The sequence below is a fragment of the Pseudomonas sp. 1928-m genome (assembly GCF_029269135.1).
In the GTDB taxonomy this organism is placed as follows: Bacteria; Pseudomonadota; Gammaproteobacteria; order Pseudomonadales; family Pseudomonadaceae; genus Aquipseudomonas.
Genome location: NZ_JARIXO010000001.1, coordinates 818,049 through 838,373 on the forward strand (window position 1 = coordinate 818,049; position 20,325 = coordinate 838,373).

Annotated in this window: 17 protein-coding genes; 11 read left to right on the top strand and 6 right to left on the bottom strand. The window is 60.1% G+C overall.

Features of this window, described 5'->3' with window-relative positions; genetic code table 11:
* Window positions 1–12 precede the first annotated feature (12 nt).
* The 5 genes from P3C18_RS03630 (at window position 13) to P3C18_RS03650 (ending at window position 6,371) form a co-directional block, all read left to right on the top strand.
* Window positions 13–1,767, top strand: coding sequence for a carbamoyltransferase (locus P3C18_RS03630; RefSeq protein WP_275960511.1), 1,755 nt, complete (start codon window positions 13–15; stop codon window positions 1,765–1,767).
* Window positions 1,760–2,899, top strand: coding sequence for a glycosyltransferase (locus tag P3C18_RS03635; RefSeq protein ID WP_275961570.1), 1,140 nt, complete (start codon window positions 1,760–1,762; stop codon window positions 2,897–2,899). Before P3C18_RS03630 ends, P3C18_RS03635 begins: the two co-directional genes overlap by 8 nt.
* A 1-nt stretch (window position 2,900) precedes the next feature.
* Entirely contained in the window at window positions 2,901–4,184 is a 1,284-nt protein-coding gene (locus P3C18_RS03640) for a capsule biosynthesis protein (protein ID WP_275960512.1), read from the top strand.
* 102 nt (window positions 4,185–4,286) lie between these two features.
* Window positions 4,287–5,489, top strand: coding sequence for an O-antigen ligase family protein (locus tag P3C18_RS03645; protein ID WP_275960513.1), 1,203 nt, complete (start codon window positions 4,287–4,289; stop codon window positions 5,487–5,489).
* Window positions 5,490–5,531: 42 nt separating this feature from the next.
* Window positions 5,532–6,371: a lipopolysaccharide core biosynthesis protein gene (locus P3C18_RS03650; RefSeq protein WP_275960514.1), complete on the top strand. Its 840-nt coding sequence runs from the start codon at window positions 5,532–5,534 to the stop codon at window positions 6,369–6,371.
* Here the strand turns inward: P3C18_RS03650 and P3C18_RS03655 are convergent.
* Entirely contained in the window at window positions 6,341–6,955 is a 615-nt protein-coding gene (locus tag P3C18_RS03655) for a lipopolysaccharide kinase InaA family protein (protein ID WP_275960515.1), read from the bottom strand. The two genes, P3C18_RS03650 and P3C18_RS03655, sit on opposite strands and share 31 nt — an antisense overlap.
* Window positions 6,956–6,990: 35 nt before the next feature.
* Here P3C18_RS03655 and msbA point away from each other — a divergent pair, with 35 nt between their 5' ends.
* From msbA to P3C18_RS03675, 4 genes are all read left to right on the top strand, one after another.
* The gene (gene msbA, locus P3C18_RS03660; protein ID WP_275960516.1) at window positions 6,991–8,769 is read left to right on the top strand and encodes a lipid A export permease/ATP-binding protein MsbA; all 1,779 of its coding nucleotides are present in this window, start codon (window positions 6,991–6,993) and stop codon (window positions 8,767–8,769) included.
* Window positions 8,770–8,808: 39 nt separating this feature from the next.
* Complete coding sequence (gene hldE / locus P3C18_RS03665; protein ID WP_275960517.1) at window positions 8,809–10,230, top strand: bifunctional D-glycero-beta-D-manno-heptose-7-phosphate kinase/D-glycero-beta-D-manno-heptose 1-phosphate adenylyltransferase HldE; 1,422 nt, start codon at window positions 8,809–8,811, stop codon at window positions 10,228–10,230.
* Window positions 10,231–10,340: 110 nt separating this feature from the next.
* A complete protein-coding gene (locus P3C18_RS03670; RefSeq protein WP_275960518.1) occupies window positions 10,341–11,624 on the top strand; it encodes an acyl-CoA dehydrogenase family protein in 1,284 nt (427 codons plus the stop codon).
* 12 nt (window positions 11,625–11,636) lie between these two features.
* Window positions 11,637–12,845 carry an acyl-CoA dehydrogenase family protein gene (locus tag P3C18_RS03675; RefSeq protein WP_275960519.1) on the top strand — a complete coding sequence of 403 codons (1,209 nt, stop codon included), beginning with the start codon at window positions 11,637–11,639 and terminating at the stop codon, window positions 12,843–12,845.
* A 202-nt stretch (window positions 12,846–13,047) separates the two neighbouring features.
* Here P3C18_RS03675 and P3C18_RS03680 read toward each other — a convergent pair whose 3' ends face one another.
* The 4 genes from P3C18_RS03680 to P3C18_RS03695 all read right to left on the bottom strand — a co-directional run bounded on the left by P3C18_RS03680 (window position 13,048) and on the right by P3C18_RS03695 (window position 16,387).
* Entirely contained in the window at window positions 13,048–13,923 is an 876-nt protein-coding gene (locus tag P3C18_RS03680; RefSeq protein WP_275960520.1) for a metal ABC transporter ATPase, read from the bottom strand.
* 63 nt (window positions 13,924–13,986) lie between these two features.
* A complete protein-coding gene (locus tag P3C18_RS03685) occupies window positions 13,987–14,805 on the bottom strand; it encodes an aldo/keto reductase (protein ID WP_275960521.1) in 819 nt (272 codons plus the stop codon).
* Window positions 14,805–15,977 carry an FAD-dependent oxidoreductase gene (locus P3C18_RS03690; RefSeq protein WP_275960522.1) on the bottom strand — a complete coding sequence of 391 codons (1,173 nt, stop codon included), beginning with the start codon at window positions 15,975–15,977 and terminating at the stop codon, window positions 14,805–14,807. The genes P3C18_RS03685 and P3C18_RS03690 overlap by 1 nt, the downstream gene beginning before the upstream one ends.
* Before the next feature lie 77 nt (window positions 15,978–16,054).
* Window positions 16,055–16,387, bottom strand: coding sequence for a multidrug efflux SMR transporter (locus tag P3C18_RS03695; RefSeq protein WP_090249763.1), 333 nt, complete (start codon window positions 16,385–16,387; stop codon window positions 16,055–16,057).
* An 87-nt stretch (window positions 16,388–16,474) separates the two neighbouring features.
* Between P3C18_RS03695 and P3C18_RS03700 the strand changes: the two genes are divergently transcribed.
* Window positions 16,475–17,359 carry a LysR family transcriptional regulator gene (locus P3C18_RS03700; protein WP_275960523.1) on the top strand — a complete coding sequence of 295 codons (885 nt, stop codon included), beginning with the start codon at window positions 16,475–16,477 and terminating at the stop codon, window positions 17,357–17,359.
* A gap of 54 nt (window positions 17,360–17,413) precedes the next feature.
* Entirely contained in the window at window positions 17,414–18,709 is a 1,296-nt protein-coding gene (gene waaA / locus P3C18_RS03705; RefSeq protein ID WP_275960524.1) for a lipid IV(A) 3-deoxy-D-manno-octulosonic acid transferase, read from the top strand.
* Between the two features lie 129 nt (window positions 18,710–18,838).
* Here waaA and P3C18_RS03710 read toward each other — a convergent pair whose 3' ends face one another.
* Complete coding sequence (locus tag P3C18_RS03710) at window positions 18,839–20,284, bottom strand: TolC family outer membrane protein (RefSeq protein WP_275960525.1); 1,446 nt, start codon at window positions 20,282–20,284, stop codon at window positions 18,839–18,841.
* Between the last annotated feature and the right edge of the window lie 41 nt (window positions 20,285–20,325).

The following is a 20,325-nucleotide window of genomic DNA, read 5'->3' on the forward strand; positions in this document are numbered from 1 at the left end:
GAGGCAAAACCAGTGGCACTGACCATTCTCGGCCTGTCCGGCGCCCTCAGCCATGACCCCTCCGCCGCCCTGTATATCGACGGCAAGCTGATCGCGGCCGTCGAAGAAGAGCGCTTTGTGCGCGACAAGCACGCGAAGAACCGCATGCCCTACGAATCGGCCAAGTTCTGTCTGGAGCAGGCCGGGATCAAGCCGTCCGATGTCGATGTGGTGGCGATCCCGTTCGCCCCGATCAGCATCTTCGAGAAGGCCCGCTGGCAGTACGCCAAGCGCTACTGGTATGCGCCGGACCGTGCCCTCGACGCGATCCTGATGGGCAATCGCCGCTACAAGCGCTACTACAAGCACATCCAGTGGTGCCTGCAGCAGCTCGGCTTCGACCTGAAGAAGATCAAGATCGAGCCGGTCGAGCACCACCTGGCCCACGCCGCCAGCGCCTACCACTGCTCGGGCTTCACCGAGAAGACCGCGATCCTCGGCATCGACGGCAAGGGCGAGTACGCCACCACCTTCTTCGGCTATGGCGAGAACGGCAAGATCCACAAGATCAAGGAATTCTACGACCCGGATTCCCTCGGCGGCCTGTACGGCGCGATCACCGAGTTCCTCGGCTTCGAGATGCTCGACGGCGAGTTCAAGGTCATGGGCATGGCGCCCTATGGTGATGCCAACAAGTACGATTTTTCGCGCCTGGCCAAGTTCGAGAATGGCGAGTTGGTGATCAATACCGAGTACGCCAACGTTATCGGCCTGCGCCGCTATAAAGAAAATGGCAAGGGTTTCTACTTCTCCAAGAAGCTGATCGAGTGGCTGGGGCCGAAGCGTCAGGGCGATATCGCCGATGACCCCTACATCCACTACGCCGCCAGTATGCAGGCACTGTTCGAGAAGCTGGCGCTGCAGATGATGGAGCACTACCTGGGCGACATCATCCGCGAGACCGGCAAGATTGCCTTCGCCGGCGGCTGCGCGCTGAACGTCAAACTCAACCAGAAGATCATCGCTCGCGACGACGTGAAAGAGCTGTTCGTTCAGCCGGCTTCCGGTGACGCCGGTACTGCAGTTGGCGCTGCTGCCTACGTTTCGCACCAGCGCGGCGTGCCGGTGGAGAAGATGGAGCACGTCTACCTCGGCCCGTCCTATTCCAACGAAGACGTGATCGCCGCCTGCGCTCGTCACCCGAGCAAACCGGTATTCAAACGCATCGACAATATGCCGCAGCGCATCGCCAAGATCATGGTTGATGCCAACCCGGTGGCCTGGTTTCAGGGTCGCATGGAGTTCGGCCCGCGCGCCCTCGGCGGTCGTTCGATCATCGGCTGCCCGAGCGTTGCCGGCGTAGCTGACCGTATCAACGAACAGATCAAGTTCCGCGAGCGCTGGCGCCCCTTCTGTCCGTCGATGCTCGATACCGTCGGCCCGCAGATGCTCAAGGTCGACCACCCGAGCCCGTTTATGACCTTCACCTTCGAAGTCAACGAAGAGTGGAAGACCCGTGTAAGCGAAGTGGTGCACGAAGACGGCACCTCGCGCGCCCAGGTGCTTAAGCGCGAATACAACCCGCGCTACTACGACATGATGCTGGAATTGGAAAAACTCACCGGCAACGGCGTGTCGCTGAACACCTCGCTCAACCGCCGTGGCGAGCCGATGATTTGCTCGCCGACTGACGCGTTGAACATGTTCTACGGCTCCGACCTGCAGTACCTGATCATGGAAGATATCCTTGTGGTCAAGGATGGCAAGGATTGGTATGACAATGTCTGAGGGCGCTGGGGCAGGTCAGTCGTGGGTTTTGCAGTTCTGCCACGGCTATGACGGGCCTTTTCTGGACTGTGCCCGTCAGTACGCCAGCCTGTTCGTCGGAACCCGTTACAAGGTGCTTACGGTTTTTCTGACTGGTGCGCCTGATCCACAGATAGTTTACGGCTGCGCCTCCGACGAGGTGATATTCCTCGACTACCGCTCCAAGGATATTGGCGGGCTGAAGCTGCGAGCGATCCGCGACTTGCGCGCTATCGCCCGCTCTCGGCCGTTCGCCCTGTGCGTCGCCCACCGTTTCAAACCGCTCTATATCGCTTGCCTGGCCACGCGTTTGCCGATAATCGGCGTGAGCCACGCGTTTGGCGTTTACCAGCGTTGGTCGCGCCGGTTATTCGCTCAGGCTTTTCGCCGCCGTTTGAGTTTGCTGGGGGTTTCCGAGGCGGTGCGTGACGATATACGTCATTGCCTAGCCGGCTGGCCTGGCGATCGCATTGAAGCGTTGCATAACCGTATCGATGTCGAGCAGTTGCAAGCTATGCAATTGGACCGCCGGGCTGCACGGGAGGCGCTGAAGTTGCCTGCCGACGCCTGGATTGTTGGTAATGTTGGTCGCCTACACCCCGACAAGGATCAGGCCACGTTGATCCGCGGTTTTGCTCGTGCATTACCTCAGCTTCCCGTAGGCAGCGTGCTGGCGCTAGTGGGTAGCGGGCGATTGGAAGGCAGCCTTAAAGGGCTCTCCAGGGAGCTCGGCGTGAGTCAACAGGTCCTATTTCTCGGCCAGATTCCCGAGGCGCGGCGTTACTTCAAAGCGTTCGATGTCTTTGCCCTAAGCTCCGATCACGAGCCATTCGGTATGGTCCTGTTGGAGGCTATGGCCGCTGGTGTTTTATTGATTGCGACAGCCTGTGGTGGTGCTCGCGAAGTGGTCGAAGGAGTCGGTGTGTTGTTCCCCCTGGCCGACGATAGCGCTCTGGCTCAAGGCTTGTTGCATATGGCGCAATTGGAGTCGGCGCAGCGCCATGCAAGCGCGCAGGCCATGCAAGCGCGGCTGGTAGAGCGCTTTTCGGATGCCGCTATTAGCCGCAGATTCTGGGCGCTGCCGATGATCTCACCTGTGCTCGGCGGGAATTAGCATGGCGACCGCTAACCAGACAGATATCCCGACAGCGGGAGTTTGGGTCGCGAAGGCTCGGGCGCTAGATCGCTACCGTTGGCTGATGCTGCGCGAACGGCATGGGTTGCTTGGCAGCGCTTTTCGTTTCGGCCGTGATGCGTTGTTTGATCTCGTCTTCGGAGTCCGTGCGCATTTAGCCTCGCCTAACCGCATTGTTACGGCTGATCCCTGCGACTTTTTACTATTGCAGGGCGCCCTCAAAGTTGTTCCGCTGCAGCGCAAGAAGCGGCTAATTGAGACGCTGCGGTCTCGCGGTCATCATCTGGTCGAAAGCGCTCTCGAAGAGCCGGATAACATTATTGCAAAAAGGATGTTATCTCTTCCGCCGCAGCCAGTACCACTGCGCTATTTCGGCTACGCGGCGTATGCGGAGTGGCTGGTTCAGCGGCACGATCCCCGCGTGCTTATCAACGATCGCAATGGCAGTTTTTTTGCCCCTTTTTTACGCCTGTCGCTTAATCAGCGGCATCGCCCTCTCGTCCACCTTGCGCATGCCTCGACCGTTGAAAGCTCCCGGCGCCTGGGAATGAACGACTACGACTATTACCTTTTGTTTGGTAAAAGTTCGGAGGAGGCGCTGAGGAGGCGCTCTTTACGATTCGGTACTTCTACCCTGCTACTGGCGGGATCCCACATGATTGATTCCGCTTTTGATTTGCCTGCTGCGTCGGATACGTTGAAAACAGTACTGGTGTTAGGGGTGGGCCCTGATAAGGAAAAGCAAGCCTGTTACTTGCACAATTACCAAATCGTGAGCGATTGGGCTGCACGTCATGCTGATCGTCGTGTTCTGATCAAGGGGCACCCACGCAGTCGCGTGTCGTTCTGGAAGCAAGCGGCGCAAGAACGGGAAAATATTGAAGTATTGCCGGCGGATTGCCCGCTGGAGAAAGCCCTTGAGCAGTCGGCAATTGCTATCAACTTTATGTCGAATGCCGTCATAGAGGCCGGATTGGCTCGTCGCCCGGCGATCTACCTCAATACCTGCCAGGAACGTGAGATATTTGAACAAGAGCGTTTCTTCGGCTCTGCAGTTAAGAGTGCTGTTGTCTTGCAAGAACGCATTAATCTAATTGAGCAAAATTATCAGGCACATGTCACTCGTGCCGAGGAGTTTGCTTGCTTCCACCTGGCGGGCGGCGTGCAGGGGTTGCAAAGAACTGTGGCAGTTCTTGAGGCTCTTGTTGGTGGAACTGAACTGCCGGCTGATATCGAGCAGTCGATGTTGGCAGCGAGTACTTAGGTAGTTGCTAGCAGGTTTGCTGTCTGGTGTCGCTATTAACTAAAATATTCTGTTAGCAGTTTGAGATTGGGGAAGGGTATGGGGCTGGTAAGTACTATTCGCATGAATGCCGTGGATGTCGCTCATAAATGGGCAGCAACGGGCTTTCTGGTGTTCTTAGCAAGTTCCTTTTTCTTGGCGAGTAGTCGTCAGAAGACGGTGTTCTACATGCTCGTGGCTGTGCCGTCGCTGTTGTTATTTATTAGATTCAAATCATTGCTTAGGGAAAATAGTTGGTCTTTGTTCTCGGTTCTAGCTTTTCTGGCCTACTTTTCGGTGAGCGCACTATGGTCAGGCGTGGCTTCTGAGTCTTTGGAGGATGCCTTGAAGTTCAGTCTGAGCATCCTTTGCTTAATGCTTGGGATTGAAGCTTCCAGTCGGCGATACTCCCCCGAGGTTTTCACCCAATTGATTGCCTGGGTTGGCGGGCTAACTGCTTTTGTATATATCGCCGTGATTTTATGGAAAATCCCCGATTTTGCTACGTTGCTGGCCGATAGAAGTTCATTCAAAGACCTGGCAGGGTGGGGCTCAGATAATCCGATTTCTTCGGCGATTTACCTGGGACTTTCTGTCTTGGCTGCTTGGTGGTTACTCCCAAACAAAGCGCGTCATATTCAACTCGGGTTGATATTACTGATTGCGGTTAGCTTAGTTCTTTTGTTTTTAACCAAGAGCCGCGGGCCAATGCTGGCACTGTTTGTTACGCTGCTGCTGCTTTCGTTGTTCAGACGCAGTCGGACTGATATCACGCTGCTGCTCGCCGGTGTTTTTGCCGCGCTGGCCATTGTCCTGACTACCGACATTCTCTCGTTAGTCATGCAGCGTGCGGCCGAGCCGAATTATCGTATGGAGATATGGACCGCAGCGCTTGAGCAAATTAAGCAGCACTGGGCGTTCGGTCAGGGTTTTGGCCATGAAGCGAATATTCAAATAAAAGCGGATAAGTTTGTTACGCATGCTCATGCATCAGTGCTTGAGGTTTTCAGGGTCGGTGGTTTGATCGGCGGTGGATTGCTACTGGCAATGGTGTTTTTACTCAGTAGGGGTGCCATTTTTCATCGTGGTGGCGTGTTTTTTATGCTTTGGCTTTTCTATGGCTTGCTCTGCTTGTCCACTAACGGGCGCATGGTGTTGAGCCGGCCTTCTATTGAGTGGTTTGGTTTTTGGATCCCTTTGTTCCTTTTGTATTTTTCCACACGCTATGAAGCCCTTAAGTTGGTTTCGCAGGAGCAAAGTGCTAGGAAGTTGAGTGATTCTCAGTAATACGATGGACGTGCGTTCGGAGGCAGGGAGGGCCTAACATAAATGAATAATCCAGTGGTTCTTGATTCGTGGCTTTGTGGGCTATGGGATGAGGGGCGAAAGTTCCAGCAGTGTAAGGGTATTCACTCAGGGCCCGTGATCATCTTCGCGTCCGGGCCATCTGCTGCTCAATTTCCCCTTGAGCGTTACGCACACGTGCCGTTCATTACCATGAATGGGGCTATTGCACGTTTCTCCCAGACCGCGGCCCGCCCCTTGTTCTATCTTTGCGATGATCAGGGGTTTGTCCGTGAGCGTCGTCAGTTGGTGTTGGAGGGTATTCGCTTATCCAGCCACGCAGCTCTTGGCGCGAATGCTCTGAAAGTGCTGATGCAGGCCTCTCCTGATATTGTCGAAATGGCTAAACCGTATTTGATGCTACGGGTTAATCGCCCTCTATCAGGTACACCCTTGTCAGATCGACAGTTTGCCTGGAATGCGCGCGGTAATGCCGAACTGGAATGCGGTTTCTCTTTATTTGAACGTAAGCCCAACCGCATCGGGTTTAGTCGAAACATGGCGCTTGGCTACTTTGGTGGCCGAACTATTCCTTATGCCGCCGTTCAGCTTGCGTTTCATCTAGGATTCGATCATGTCTTTCTGGTGGGGATGGATCTCAATGCTCAGGCCGGGCGCTTTTATGAGCAAGCCGATGAAGCTTTGCCCAGTCGCCTTGATGATGATTATAAGGATTACATTCTCCCGAGCTTCCAGTTGATGGCGAAGCGAGTTGTCGGAGAAAACTTTCAGGTATTCAATTTATCGATCGATAGTCGCATGCCCACGACGGTGGTGCCGAAGATCGATCTGGCTCAGTTTGAGGCGCTTCTGGCACGCTCATAGTGATCCATCAATAGTTCCCAGGGAAAGTCTTGAACTTTCCGTCGCTGTAGATAGTTGTGCATATGCTGGAAGTTGCGTCGAATCATTCTCGGTCCAAGTGGCCGGCGTTTGAATCGCATATCCAGGAAATCGATCAGGCCGAACCCCCCGCTTGGAGTCAGTAATACGTTTCCCAAGTGAAGGGAGCGAAAGTAGATACCTTGTTTGTGGAGGTGGTGGATGTATTTGGCCAATCGAGGCAGCAAAGCCTCGAGCTCCGCGCGGGACTCCTCAAATATTTTGTCTAGCGATGCGCCTTGAAGCGGAACGTATAAGCACGCGCTTACGGCCTGATTATAGTCAATCCAACAACACTCTTTGATGAGGGGGGTGGCGATGCCTAATTCCTGCAGGCGTAACGCGTGCTCGGCGAAGCGCGAGGCGTCTGGACGCCAGCGGGCCAGCAGTGGGGAGCGGCGACTGCGAAATATCTTGAGGATTTCTCCTCGAGGTAGGCGCAACACCTTAGGGCCTTTACTGTCTTTTTCCAGCACCTCACCGGTACTCAGCCAATCTTGCAGTTCGTTCGCTGTTACAATTCGCATCTTGTCTCTCTAGCCAGTCGTACGAGGCCCGCCGCATGGCTAACTCCGCACAGCAATCCAGTTTGAAGGTATATCTGCGATTGCTGAAGTATGTAGTCCCCTATTGGGGCGCTTTCGCCGTTAGCATCATCGGTTTTCTGCTCTTCGCCTCAAGCCAGCCGATGCTGGCGCATATGCTCAAGCTATTCTTGGATGGCTTGCAGAACCCTGAGCACGCTACTTTGCTCGGGGTGCCGATGATCTATGGCGTGCCGTTGCTGATTGTACTCATTGCGCTCTATCAGGGCATAGGTTCATTTCTGGGCAACTATTACCTGGCCAAGGTGGCGCGTGGCGTGGTGCATGACTTGCGTTGCGCGTTGTTCGACAACCTGCTTACCCTGCCCAATCGCTATTTCGACAGTCACAACTCGGGTCATCTGATTTCCCGTATCACCTATAACGTGACTATGGTCACTGGTGCCGCGACAGATGCGATCAAAGTTGTGATTCGCGAGGGGCTCTCGGTCATTTTTTTGTTCGGTTATCTGCTCTACATGAACTGGAAACTGACTCTGGTGCTGCTCAGCATATTGCCGGTAATCGGCCTGATGGTGGGGTCAGCAAGCAAGAAATTTCGCAAGCAGAGCAAGAAGATCCAGGAGGCGATGGGCGATGTTACGCATGTCGCTTCCGAGACTATTCAGGGTTACCGGGTGGTGCGCAGCTTCGGCGGTGAGGCTTACGAGCAGCAGCGCTTCCATCGCTCCAGCGCCGACAATATGAACAAGTCGTTGAAGATGACCCGCACTCAGGCGGTCTATACCCCGATGCTGCAGTTGGTGATATTCAGCGCCATGGCAGTGCTGATGTACCTAGTGCTTTACTTGCGCGGCGATGCGTCGGCTGGCGAACTGGTGGCCTACATTACTGCCGCCGGCCTGCTCCCCAAGCCTATTCGCCAGCTTTCCGAGGTGAGTGCGACTATTCAGAAAGGCTTGGCAGCGGCCGACAGTATCTTCGAACAGCTCGATGAGACTCCCGAAGCTGATCAGGGTACGGTCGAGCTTGATCGGGTCAGCGGTCGGCTGGAAGTGCGCAATCTGAGCTTCCAGTACCCTGGTGCTGAGAAGCCGGTGCTCAACGATATTTCCTTTAGTGCAGAGCCTGGGCAGATGATTGCTCTGGTCGGGCGCTCCGGCAGCGGTAAGTCGACCTTGGCTAGCTTGATTCCACGTTTCTATCATCATGAAACTGGGCAGATTCTGCTCGACGGAGTGGATGTCGAAAGTTACACCTTGCGCAACCTGCGCCGACATATCGCTCTGGTTACCCAGCAGGTCACCCTTTTCAACGACAGTGTGGCCAACAATATCGCCTACGGCGACCTAGCCGACGCGCCGCGTGAGGCCGTCGAGCAGGCAGTCGAGGCAGCCTACGCCAAAGAGTTTATCGACAAGCTGGCGCAAGGGCTGGACACCGAAGTCGGCGAGAATGGCGTGTTGCTCTCTGGCGGTCAGCGCCAGCGTCTGGCGATTGCCCGGGCCTTGCTAAAAGATGCGCCGATTCTGGTGCTGGATGAAGCAACCTCGGCCCTCGATACCGAGTCCGAGCGGCATATCCAGGCAGCCCTGGATCGGGTGATGAAGGGGCGTACCACGCTGGTCATCGCGCACCGTCTGTCGACCATCGAGAAGGCCGACCTGATTCTGGTGATGGATCAGGGCCGGATCGTTGAGCGTGGTACCCATGTCGACCTGCTGGCGCAGAATGGTTTCTATGCACGCCTGCATGCGCTGGGGTTGGATGAAAGCGCGCCATTGGATATCGCCTGATAGACTACGCGCCCGCCACTTTTAGGCTCCGGAGTTCACATGAAGTTGTCCATGCCCTGTTTTGACCAAGCCTCCGTTCTGGTGGTGGGCGACGTTATGCTCGACCGTTATTGGCATGGCGGCACCTCGCGGATTTCTCCGGAAGCGCCGGTGCCGGTGGTCAAGGTTGAGCAGATCGAGGATCGCCCGGGTGGTGCGGCCAACGTCGCGCTCAACATCGCCGCCCTCGGTGCGCCAGCGACATTGCTCGGTGTGACCGGGCAGGATGAAGCCGCTGAAAGTCTGCGCAACAGCCTGCAGGCGGTTGGGGTAAAGACCTTCTTCCAGACGATCAAAGACCAGCCGACCATCGTCAAACTGCGTGTGATGAGCCGTCATCAGCAGTTGTTGCGCATGGATTTCGAAGAGCCGTTCCGCACCGACAGCGCTGCTCTGGCCGCCAGTGTCGAAGCGCAGCTGGAGGGCATCAAGGTGCTAATCCTCTCTGACTATGGCAAAGGCGCGCTGCAGAACCATCAGGCACTGGTGCAGCTGGCGCGCAGCAAGGGCATTGCGGTGCTGGCCGATCCCAAGGGTAAGGATTTTTCCATCTACCGTGGCGCCAGCCTGATTACCCCGAACCTGCACGAGTTTGAAACCATCGTTGGTCACTGTCGTGATGAAGCCGAACTGGTGGCCAAGGGCGCGGCCTTGATGGCCGAGTTGGAGCTGGGGGCGCTGCTGGTGACCCGTGGCGAGCACGGCATGACCCTGCTGCGTCCAGAGCATCCGGCGCTGCACCTGCCCGCGCGCGCCCGCGAAGTGTTCGATGTGACCGGTGCCGGCGATACAGTGATTTCCACCCTGGCCGCCAGTCTGGCTGCAGGCGAGGAATTGCCGCATGCCGTCGCCTTGGCCAATCTGGCTGCCGGTATCGTGGTCGGCAAGCTCGGTACTGCGGCGATCAGCGCACCCGAGTTGCGCCGCGCGATCCAGCGTGAAGCCGGCTCTGAGCGTGGTGTACTAAGCCTCGATCAACTGCTGCTGGCCATCGAGGATGCGCGCGCCCATGGCGAGAAGATTGTCTTTACCAATGGTTGTTTTGACATCCTGCATGCTGGGCATGTGACCTATCTGGAGCAGGCGCGCGCCCAGGGTGATCGACTGGTGTTGGCGGTGAATGACGATGCCTCGGTCAGTCGTCTGAAAGGCCCGGGCCGGCCGATCAACGCGGTGGACCGGCGTATGGCTGTGTTGGCTGGCCTGGGCGCGGTGGATTGGGTGGTGAGCTTTAGCGAAGACACCCCGGAAAACTTGCTGCGTGCTGTCAAGCCGGATGTGTTGGTCAAGGGTGGCGATTACGGCATTGACGGCGTGGTTGGCGGCGATATTGTCCGTGCCTATGGCGGCGAAGTGCGCGTGCTCGGCCTGGTGGAAAACAGCTCGACTACCGCCATCGTCGAGAAGATCCGCAGCAAGTAAACGACCAGAGCGACTGGCTGCTTTGCCAGTCGCTGGCGTCGGCGCGGTCATAGGCGCTTGCCCTGACCGCGCGCATGATCATCGGCATCCCCCGCATGGAGCGAGATGCCATGACTTCCGACGTACAGGGCCGTGCCCTGGCAATGCTCAACCGGGTCGCCCAGGCCGACTGGCCGGACCGCTTGAAGTTGCGCAAACCCTTCGAAAAACTTATCTACACCGGCAGCCGCGCGAGCTTTCGTGCGGCGGCGCAGCGCGCGGGCAAAGTCGCCAAATTGCCGCGCCCGGCTGACCCCGATGCCTTGTTTGATCTGTCGCTCTCCGATGAGCAGCAGATGCTGGTGGAGATGCTCGAAGCCTTCGCTGGCGAAGTGCTGCGCCCGCTGGCCCATGATGCAGATGAACAAGCCGCGCTGCCCGCTGCCTTGCTCAACCAGGCGCATGAGCTGGGGCTGACCCACTACGCGGTGAGTGAGGCCCAAGGCGGTATGGCGGGCGAACGCACCACTTTGAGTAATGCGCTGATTGTCGAAGCGCTGGGCAAGGGCGATTTGTCTTTGGCTGCTGCATTGCTGGTGCCCTTGTCGGCGGCCAACTGCATCCGCCGCTGGGGCAATGCCCCGCAGCAGGCGCGCTGGCTGCCGGCCTTTGTCGGTGAAGAGCCGGCGCCAGTGATGGCCATTGCGGTGAATGAGCCGACGCCGTTGTTTGACCCGCATAAGCTGGCGGCTCGGGCGCGCAAGCGTGGCAAGCATTATGTCCTCAGCGGCGAAAAGTGCCTGGTGCTGCGCGGCCTGGATGCCAGCCAACTGATCATCGCGGCGCAGGCTGCGGATGGCCCGGCGCTGTTTATCGTCGAAGCCGGCGCCAAGGGCCTACAGCGCAGCCCGCAACCGGCCATGGGCCTCAAGGCCGGCAGCACGGCGCGCGTGCGGCTCAATAGCGTCAAGGTGCCGGTTGAAGCGCGTCTCGCCGCCGAGCAGTTTAACTACCAGAGTTTTCTCGATTACGCCGGGTTGGCCTGGTGCGCCCTGGCCGTGGGCACGGCGCAGGCGGCGCTGGATTATGTGGTGCCGTACTGCAACGAGCGCGTGGCCTTCGGCGAGCCGATTAGCCATCGCCAGGGCGTGGCCTTTATGGTCGCGGACATGGCCGTGGAGATCGATGCCATGCGCCTGATGGTCTGGCGCGCCTGCGCCCGCGCCGAGCAGGGTTTGCCGTTTCAGCGCGAAGCCTACTTGGCGCGCCTGCTGTGCAGCGAAAAGGCCATGAAGATCGGCACCGACGCTGTGCAGTTGCTCGGTGGCCACGGCTTTACCAAAGAACATCCAGCCGAGCGCTGGTACCGCGATTTGCGTGCGCTGGCAGTTATGGCCGGCGGTCTCCAGCTTTAAGGGCGCCTCAACATGAATCTGGAAACCCCAAAGAAATTCCGTGGCTTGGTCAATCAGGCCCATCAGGTGGCGGAGAATTACTTTCGCCCGCTTTCACGCAAGTACGACAAGGCCGAGCATGCCTATCCCAAGGAGCTGGACCTGCTCGCGGCGCTGCTCGATGGCATGAATGCCGGCTCGCCGGACGCCATCGGCGCCACCTCGGCGAGCAAGCGCGGCGCGGCCCGTGAACAGCAGGAAGGCATCAAGAATGGTGGCAATCTGTCCGCCCTGCTCGGGGTGATGGAGCTGTGCTGGGGCGATGTCGGTCTGTTGCTGGCGATGCCGCGTCAGGGCCTGGGCAACGCGGCGATTGCCGCAGTGGCCAATGATGAGCAGCTGGCGCGCTTTGGCGGCACCTGGGCGGCCATGGCGATTACCGAGCCGGGTTGCGGCTCGGACTCGGCGGCGATTCGCACCACGGCGATCAAAGATGGCGATCACTACGTGCTCAACGGCGAGAAGATCTTTGTTACCTCTGGCGAGCGTGCCGATGCGGTGGTGGTCTGGGCCACCCTGGACAAGAGCCTCGGCCGTGCGGCGATCAAGTCCTTTGTGGTTGAGCACGGCACACCGGGCATGACGGTGACTCGCCTAGAGAAGAAGCTTGGGATCAAGGCTTCGGATACGGCCTCGATCAGTTTCAGCGATTGCCGCGTGCCGGCGGCCAACCTGCTGGGCAACCCGGAAATCGATGTGCAGAAAGGCTTTGCCGGGGTGATGGAAACCTTCGACAACACCCGCCCGCTGGTCGCCGGCATGGCGGTGGGCGTGGCCAAGGCGTCGCTGGATCGTACCCGTGAGCTGCTGAAGAAGGTCTGCACGCTGGATTACCGCAAGCCACTGCTCAGCGTTAGCCATGCCGAGGCGACGCTGTATCGCCTGGAAGCCGAGTGGGAGGCCGCGCGCCTGCTCACCCTGAAAGCCGCCTGGATGGCCGACAACAAACTGCCCAACTCCAAGGAAGCCTCCATCGCCAAGGCCAAGGCCGGGCGGGTGGCCAACGAGGTGACGCTGAAATGTGTCGAGCTGGCCGGCGCCTTGGGCTATGGCGAGGATGAGCTGCTGGAGAAGTGGGCGCGCGACTCGAAGATTCTCGACATCTTCGAGGGCACCCAGCAGATCCAGTTGCTGATCGTCGCAAGGCGCCTGCTGGGCAAAAGTTCCAGCGAATTGAAGTAGTTGTTACGCGGGCTGGATGAGTCTAGCCCGTCTGCCTGAAATCCCTTTTTGCCCTGCTTAGGTGGGGCTTTTTTGCGTCTGCGCCAGCCAATTGTAGGGTGGTTGGCGCTTCACCCATCCACCGATACGCGGCAAAGGTGGATGAAAAGAGCGTCATCCACCCTACGGTTTTGGCCGTTGCAGATTGCCTCTGCGGCTGCGTTCAAATACCTTGCAGGCTTAGCCAATCCTTCCAGCGAACGCGCTCCTCGCGCACCAGCCAGCCATCCTGTGGCGCAAAGCTCTCCGCCAGCCATAGACCGCGGGTGTTCGCGGGTGACAGTTGACCTTGCTTAAGGGTCAGCAGCTCGGCGGTCGGTCGGCCTTGGTCCAGGGCAATCAGAAACAGGTCGGGGCGCGCACGATTGAGTCGGGCGATCAGTTGGCCATCTTCTAGATGCTCGTCGACATGCAGCAGGCTGAGCTGCCGCGTTTCCTTGGGCAAATCCAGGCGCAGGTCATACACCAGCTGCAATGAGGCGGTTGGCAGGTGCACGTAGGCGCGCGGGCGTTCGAGCAGCTTGAGGTTGCCACACTGCACTGGCCGCGCCGCGCCGGACAGCGAGCTGAGGCTGAAGTGCGCGGTTTCCCGGTAGTGCAGGCTGCTCTGGTAGGGCGTCGGCAGCCAGGTGTCGCCAAAGCGTCCGCTTAGCCAGCCTTCCGGGGTTTCCAGCAGGCATTCTTCGGCCACTTCCTGAATTGCGGTCAGCAGCGGCAGGTTGAGTTCATGGGCCGGCACGTAACCGGAGATCAGCTTGAGTACCACATCGCCGCGATCCGCACGGCGTTGACGCACCAGCACCCAGTATTCGCGGCCCTGCCAGCAGAGGGTCAGGCGCACCGAAACGCCTAGGTTGGCCAGCTCCACGGCAAAGCGCTGGGTGTCGGCCACGCTTACCGGTTTGCGCTTCTCCAGCATCTGCGCAAAGTTCAGCGGCATCCCCAGGCCCTGATAGCTCAGCCCTTCCGGGCTGGCTTCGACAAACAGCTGCAGGGTCTTGAAGTTGCTGGGGTCTTTGCGGATCAGGGTGCGCGGCATGGCAACTCCTCGCGGACATGGATACGGCCTGAGAGCTTGGCACAGATGGGCGGGCGTGAACGCTTAGGCAATATCCTGAATTACAGCGGCAGCGCTGGCGACGTTGTGCGCCAGGTGTTGCGGATTGATGGTGCCGATGATCGCGCTGCAGGCGCCTGGGTGGCCGAAGATCAGCTCGAAACTGGCGCGCACCGGGTCGACACCCGGCGCCAGGCAGGCATGACCGCTGGCCAGGGCCTTCTTGATCAGGATGCCTTTGCCGTGCAGCTCGGCGTAGTCGAGCACGGTCTGTTCGGCCTGCTCATTGAGGTTGTAGGTGACCATCGCGCAGTCACCGGTTTCCAGGGCCAGCAGGCCACCTTCGACGGTTTTGCCGGAGAGGCCGAAACCGCGAATTTTGCCCTCGCGCTTAAGCTCAGCCAGGGTTTCGTACACGCCGCTGTCACGCAGAATCGCCACATCGTTGCCGTCGGAATGCACCAGCACCAGGTCGATAAAGTCGGTTTCCAGACGCTTGAGGCTGCGCTCCACCGAGAAACGGGTGTGCGCCGGGCTGAAGTCGAAGCGCGACTGGCCATTGTCGAACTCTTCGCCGACCTTGCTGACAATCACCCACTGCTGGCGCTGGCCGCGCAACAACGGGCCGAGGCGGGTTTCGCTGGTGCCGTAGGCCGGTGCGGTGTCGATCAGGTTGATGCCCAGGTCATGGGCCTGGGCCAGCAGCTCGCGGGCGGCGGCGTCATCGGGGATGGTGAAACCGTTGGGGTATTTCACCCCTTGATCACGGCCCAGCTTGACCGTGCCCAGGCCCAGCGGCGAAACCAGCAGCTCGGTGGCGCCCAGTGGGCGATGCAGGTTGTGCAGGCTGTGCAGTGGATGCATCAGAACAGTTCCTCCCAGGCGGGTAGGGCGACGGTCGGGCGCGGCAGCGCGGGAAGTGGCGCGTGCTGCGCCGGTTGAATGCCATCGCGGGCCAGCGCCGCCAGCACGCGGTCGGCAAAGTCCGGGGCTAAGGCCAGTTTAGTCGGCCAGCCGACCAGCAGTTTGTCCTGCTCGTGCAAAAAGGCGTTGTCCGGGCGCACCAGACCGGATTGCGCCGGCTCGGCGCGCTCTACCCGCAGCGTCGCCCATTGCGCAGCGGACAGATCGACCCAGGGCAGTAACTCGCTTAGCTCTTTCTGCGCGGCCTGGATTTGCGCCGTTTCATCACGGGCTACGCCATCGGCTTCGGCCAGATCACCGCCCAGGTACCAGACCCACTGGCCATCGGCCGCCGGGTGGGTAGTGATGGTCACGCGCGGCTTCGGTCCGCCGCCCAGGCAGTGGGCGTAGAGCGGTTTCAACGTTGGACCTTTGACCAAGACCATATGCAGCGGGCGCAGTTGCTGTGCGGGTTGGCTAAGGTCGAGGGCACTGAGCAGCTCGGCATTGCCCCGCCCGGCGCTGAGGATGATGCGTTGTGCGCGAATCTCGCGGCCGTCGATGATCAGCCCGACCAGCTCGCTATTTTCCCGCAGTGGTTCGATGCGCTCGGCAGCCAGCAGGCCGTCGCCGGCCAGCTCGCTGAGGCGGTTGATCAGGCTCGGTACATCCAGCACCAGTTCGGCCAGGCGGTAGACCTTGCCTTTGAATTTCGGGTGTTGCAGGGCAGGTGGCAGTTGCTCGCCTTTGACCTGATCAACCCGGCCGCGCACCGCCTTGCTGGCAAAGAAACTGGTGATATTGCCGGCCAGGCTGCCGGGCGACCACAGGTAGTGGGCATCGGAGAGCAGGCGCACGCCGCTCAGGTCCAGCTCGCCATTGCCCGCCAGGGCTTCGCGCCAGCGCCGCGGCATATCGGCGATGGCTTCGGAGGCGCCGGTCAGCGCGCCATGCAGGGCGTATTTGGCGCCGCCATGGATGATGCCCTGGGATTTCACGCTCTGCCCGCCGCCGAGGCGGGCGTTTTCCACCAGCACGGTAGCGAAACCCTGACGACGCAGGCGCGCATTCAGCCAAAGGCCGGCGATACCGCCGCCCACGATCAAAACATCAGTGCTTAACGCCTGGGACATGCATGTGTCTCACCGGGAAAACAGGCGCGCAGTATAACCCGCTCGCGCTAGCGCGCCTCCCCTGGCCCAGAACCGGCTTAGTGCCCGACACTCTGCGAGAACAACTGAATCACCACCACGCCGGCGACGATCAAACCCATGCCGAGCATGGCCGGCAGGTCCAACCGCTGCTGGTAAAGAAACACCGCTGCGATGCTCACCAGCACGATGCCCAGGCCCGCCCACACCGCATAGGCGACGCCGACCGGGATGGTCTTCACCACCAGGCTGAGCATCCAGAACGAGATGGCGTAGCCGACCACAACCAAGAGCAGGGGCAGAGGTTTATTGAAACCATCCAGGGCCTTCATCGAGGTGGTGGCGATGACTTCGGCAGTGATGGCAATTGCGAGGTAGAGATAGCCGCCCATGATGTGGCCTCCATAGTGATCTGGCGGCCATTCTAGTGATCTGGCGGATGGGATAAAGTGATTACCTATCTGGATTGGAGATGGGTTATGCAGTGGAGCCTGGAGCAGATTCGCCTGTTTGTCAGCGTCGCCGATGGTCAGTCGTTCTCTGCCGTGGGCCGGCAAATGCAGCGCGCGCAATCGGCGGTGAGCAATGCGATTGCCCTGCTGGAGGCTGATCTGGGCGTGCGCCTGTTCGAGCGCAGCAGTGGCCGTCAGCCACGCCTGACCGAGGCCGGCGCGGCTCTGCTGGAAGAGGCGCGTGAGGTGCTGCGTCAGTGTCAGCGTCTGGAAGGCCGTGCGCTGGGGCTGGTACGCGGTGAAGAGGTGCGCCTGCGTCTGGCCCAGGATGAGGCGATGCCCTATCAGCCGGTGCTGGACAGTCTGGAGGCGCTGGCTCAGCAATTTCCATTACTCGAGGTGCAGCTGGCCAGCGGCGCCCAGGGAGATGTGGCGCGCAAGCTGCGGGAGCACCGCGCCGACCTCGGCCTGCTGTTTCACCATGAGCAGATGCCCGATGCGCTGGAACGTCAGCGCCTGGGCACCATCGAGATGGTGACCGTATGCGGGGCAGGACATGCGTTGGCGGGGGCCGGGCATGTCGATCGGCGTGAACTGGCGCGCCATCGGCAGCTGCTGATGGCGCCGCAGGACAGTCACTATCCCGGCGGCGAGCAGCTCAGCCCGTCGGTCTGGCGCACCGACAGCTTCTACGCCATGGCCGAGCTGCTGATGCGCAACCTTGGCTGGGCCTGGCTGCCGCGCCATGTGGTGCAGTACCCGACTTATCAGAGCCAACTGGTGGAGCTGAGTAGCGACTGGACGCCGCCACCGCTGGTGGTCGAGTTGGTCTGCCGCCGTGATGAAGCGCTGGGCCCGGCTGCGTTGTGGTTGGCCGAGTGTTTTGCCCAGCATCTGCAGGCGATTGGCTGATGCGGGCCTGCGCCTGACTCGACGGTATTGGCCAAAGTGCATAAGCTGCGCGCCATGAATAGAAGCCTCTACACCCTGCTGTTTCATCTTGGTCTGCCGCTGGTGGCTGGGCGTTTGGCCTGGCGTGCCTGGCAGGCGCCGGCCTATGCCAAACGCATCGGTGAGCGCTTTGCCCTTGGCTTGCCGGCGCTCAAACCGGGCGGCATCTGGCTGCATGCGGTGTCGGTAGGCGAGAGCATCGCCGCCGCGCCGCTGCTGCGCGAGCTGCTGGTGCGCTACCCACAGTTGCCGATCACCATCACCTGCATGACGCCGACCGGCTCGGAACGTATTCAGGCGATGTTCGGCGGCAGTGAGTACGCCGGGCGGGTGCAGCATTGCTACCTGCCGTATGACTTGCCCTGGGCGGCGGCGCGTTTTCTCGATCAGGTGCAGCCCAAGCTGGCGGTGATTATGGAAACTGAGCTGTGGCCCAACCATATCCACCAGTGCGCCACGCGTGGCATCCCGGTGGCGCTGGCCAACGGGCGGCTGTCCGAGCGCTCGGCTCGTGGCTATGCGCGCTTTGCCAACCTCACCGCGCCGATGCTCGCCGAGCTGGATTTGCTGGCGGTGCAAACGGCGCTGGAGGCCGAACGCTTTCGCAGCCTGGGTGCGCGGCCTGAGTGTGTTGAGGTCACCGGCTCGATCAAGTTTGATCTGACCATTGATCCAGCGTTGCTAAACCGTGCCGCAGCCTTGCGTGAGCAATGGCAGGCCACGCAGCGCCCAGTGTGGATTGCCGCGAGCACCCATGCCGGTGAAGACGAGATCGTTCTCGCTGCCCACCGTGAATTGCTCACCCACAACCCCGATGCGTTGCTGATTCTGGTACCGCGTCATCCCGAGCGCTTCAATGCGGTGTTCGAGTTGTGCCAACGGCAGGGCTTTAGCACGCGCCGCCGTTCCACTGGCGAAGCGCTGCTGGCGAGTGATCAGATGCTGCTCGGCGACACCATGGGCGAGCTGCTGTTTCTCTATGCCCTCGCAGATATCGCCTTTGTCGGCGGCAGCCTGGTGGCCAATGGCGGGCATAACCTGCTGGAGCCGGCGGCGCTGGGCAAGCCGGTGTTGAGCGGCCCGCATCTGTTCAACTTTCTCGAGATTGCCGCGCAGTTGCGCGCTGCCGGCGCCTTGAGCGAGGTGGCGGATGCCGATGGTTTGGCCCAGCGAGTCGCGCAATTGTGGCGTGAGCCTGATGCAGCGCAGGCCATGCGTGATGCCGGGGTGGCGGTGATGCAGGCCAATCAGGGCGCGCTGGCGCGTTTGCTGGCAGGGCTTGAGCGGTTGCTTGAGGGTAAGTCGCAATAGGTTTTGTAGGAGCGGCGGGGGTGCCTAACCCATGCCCGCGAAATTGCAATCGCGGGCATGGCCCGCTCCTACAAATCGTGTTCCATAAAAAAGCCCGCTGAATTCAGCGGGCTTTTTGTTAGGCCTAACTCAGTACTGCGGGTTGCCGCGCAGCTGGGCTTCGGCAGCCTTGGCCAGGTCCGGCGGGAGGAAGTCTTCATCCGGGTTGTAGTCGGATTTCAGGTACTGCTCCAGGGCGGCCAGGTCGTCCGGGCTGAGGGTGCCGGCGGCCTGCTTCAAGCGCAGGTTGTTGAGGATGTAGTCGTAACGCGCGTTGTTGTAGTTGCGCACCGAGCTGTACAGCTGGCGCTGGGCGTCGAGCACGTCAACGATGTTACGCGTACCGACCTGGTAGCCGATTTCGGTGGCTTCCAGGGCGCTCTGGTTGGAGATGATCGACTGCTTGCGCGCCTGCACGGTTTCCACGTCGGTATTCACCGCGCGGTGCAGGTTGCGGGTGTTTTGCACCACCTGACGGCGCAGGCTTTCACGCAGTTGCTCGGTCTGGTTCAGGCGCTGGTAGGACTCGCGCACTTGGGAGCTGGTCAGGCCGCCGCTGTACAGCGGGATATTCAGTTGCAGGCCAATCGAGCGTTGCTCGACATCACCGCTGAAACGCGCCTGACCGGGTGCGCCGGAGTTGCTGAAGCCGAGGCTGTCGTTGTCGCCTTTTTGGTAGCTGGCAACCGCGTCCAGCGTCGGGGCGTGGCCGGATTTACGCTGGCGCAGGGTTTCTTCGGCGGCTTCAACGGCGTAGTTGCTGGCTTGCAGATTGAGGTTTTGCGCGGCGGCGGTGTCGACCCAGGCCTTGGCGTCATTCGGCGTTGGCGCGAGGATCGGCAGGCTGTGTTCGATGCCTTCCAGAGCGGCGAAGTCGCGGTTGGTCAGGGTGATCAGGGCCTCGAAGGCGTCCTCCACCTGTTGCTGGGCGATGATGCGGTTGGCGCGGGCGGTGTCAAAACCGGCCTGGGCTTCCAGTACGTCAGTCTTGTCCGACAGGCCGACATCGAAGCGCTCGTTGGCTTGATCCAGCTGACGCTTGAACGCGGCTTCTTCAGCCTTGGTCGAGGCCAGGTTGTCCTGGGCGCGCAGTACCGCGAAGTAGGTTTCGGCGCTCTGCAGAATCAGGTTCTGCTCGGTGGCCGAGAGTTCCAGCACGGCTTGTTCGTTGGTCGCTTTAGCGGCCTGCAACTGGAACCAGCGGTCAGCGCGGAACAGCGGCTGGCTCAGGTTGGCCTGGTACACCATGCCGCTGCGCGAGCTGGTGTTGGCCGGCGAGTCGACCTGGGTACGGGTGTCGCTCAGGTTGGCGCCGGCAGACAGGTTCGGCAGCAGGCCAGCGCGGGCCTGGGGGACCACTTCGCTGCGCGCTTCGTAATCTGCACGGGCGGCGGCCAGGTCGGCATTGTTGGCGGCGGCTTCCTGGTAAACCGTGACCAGGTCAGTTTTGGTAGACAGCGGGGCTTGTTCAGCAGCCCAGGCCATTCCGTTGGACGCGGCGGCCACAGCGAGAGCCAGAGAGAGTCTGCGCAACATGGGTGTGATCCTGATTTTGGCGGTAATCGGCAAGGCTATAG

Excerpts from the sequence above, each read along its gene's own strand:
- P3C18_RS03685 (WP_275960521.1), bottom strand. The coding sequence starts at position 14,805 with ATGCATCCACTGCACAGCCTGCACAACCTGCATCGCCCACTGGGCGCC.
- P3C18_RS03680 (WP_275960520.1), bottom strand. The coding sequence starts at position 13,923 with ATGCCGCGCACCCTGATCCGCAAAGACCCCAGCAACTTCAAGACCCTG.
- P3C18_RS03695 (WP_090249763.1), bottom strand. The coding sequence starts at position 16,387 with ATGGGCGGCTATCTCTACCTCGCAATTGCCATCACTGCCGAAGTCATC.
- hldE (WP_275960517.1), top strand. The coding sequence starts at position 8,809 with ATGAAGTTGTCCATGCCCTGTTTTGACCAAGCCTCCGTTCTGGTGGTG.
- P3C18_RS03690 (WP_275960522.1), bottom strand. The coding sequence starts at position 15,977 with ATGTCCCAGGCGTTAAGCACTGATGTTTTGATCGTGGGCGGCGGTATC.
- msbA (WP_275960516.1), top strand. The coding sequence starts at position 6,991 with ATGGCTAACTCCGCACAGCAATCCAGTTTGAAGGTATATCTGCGATTG.
- P3C18_RS03670 (WP_275960518.1), top strand. The coding sequence starts at position 10,341 with ATGACTTCCGACGTACAGGGCCGTGCCCTGGCAATGCTCAACCGGGTC.
- P3C18_RS03650 (WP_275960514.1), top strand. The coding sequence starts at position 5,532 with ATGAATAATCCAGTGGTTCTTGATTCGTGGCTTTGTGGGCTATGGGAT.
- P3C18_RS03635 (WP_275961570.1), top strand. The coding sequence starts at position 1,760 with ATGTCTGAGGGCGCTGGGGCAGGTCAGTCGTGGGTTTTGCAGTTCTGC.
- P3C18_RS03645 (WP_275960513.1), top strand. The coding sequence starts at position 4,287 with ATGAATGCCGTGGATGTCGCTCATAAATGGGCAGCAACGGGCTTTCTG.
- P3C18_RS03700 (WP_275960523.1), top strand. The coding sequence starts at position 16,475 with ATGCAGTGGAGCCTGGAGCAGATTCGCCTGTTTGTCAGCGTCGCCGAT.
- waaA (WP_275960524.1), top strand. The coding sequence starts at position 17,414 with ATGAATAGAAGCCTCTACACCCTGCTGTTTCATCTTGGTCTGCCGCTG.
- P3C18_RS03710 (WP_275960525.1), bottom strand. The coding sequence starts at position 20,284 with ATGTTGCGCAGACTCTCTCTGGCTCTCGCTGTGGCCGCCGCGTCCAAC.
- P3C18_RS03640 (WP_275960512.1), top strand. The coding sequence starts at position 2,901 with ATGGCGACCGCTAACCAGACAGATATCCCGACAGCGGGAGTTTGGGTC.
- P3C18_RS03675 (WP_275960519.1), top strand. The coding sequence starts at position 11,637 with ATGAATCTGGAAACCCCAAAGAAATTCCGTGGCTTGGTCAATCAGGCC.
- P3C18_RS03655 (WP_275960515.1), bottom strand. The coding sequence starts at position 6,955 with ATGCGAATTGTAACAGCGAACGAACTGCAAGATTGGCTGAGTACCGGT.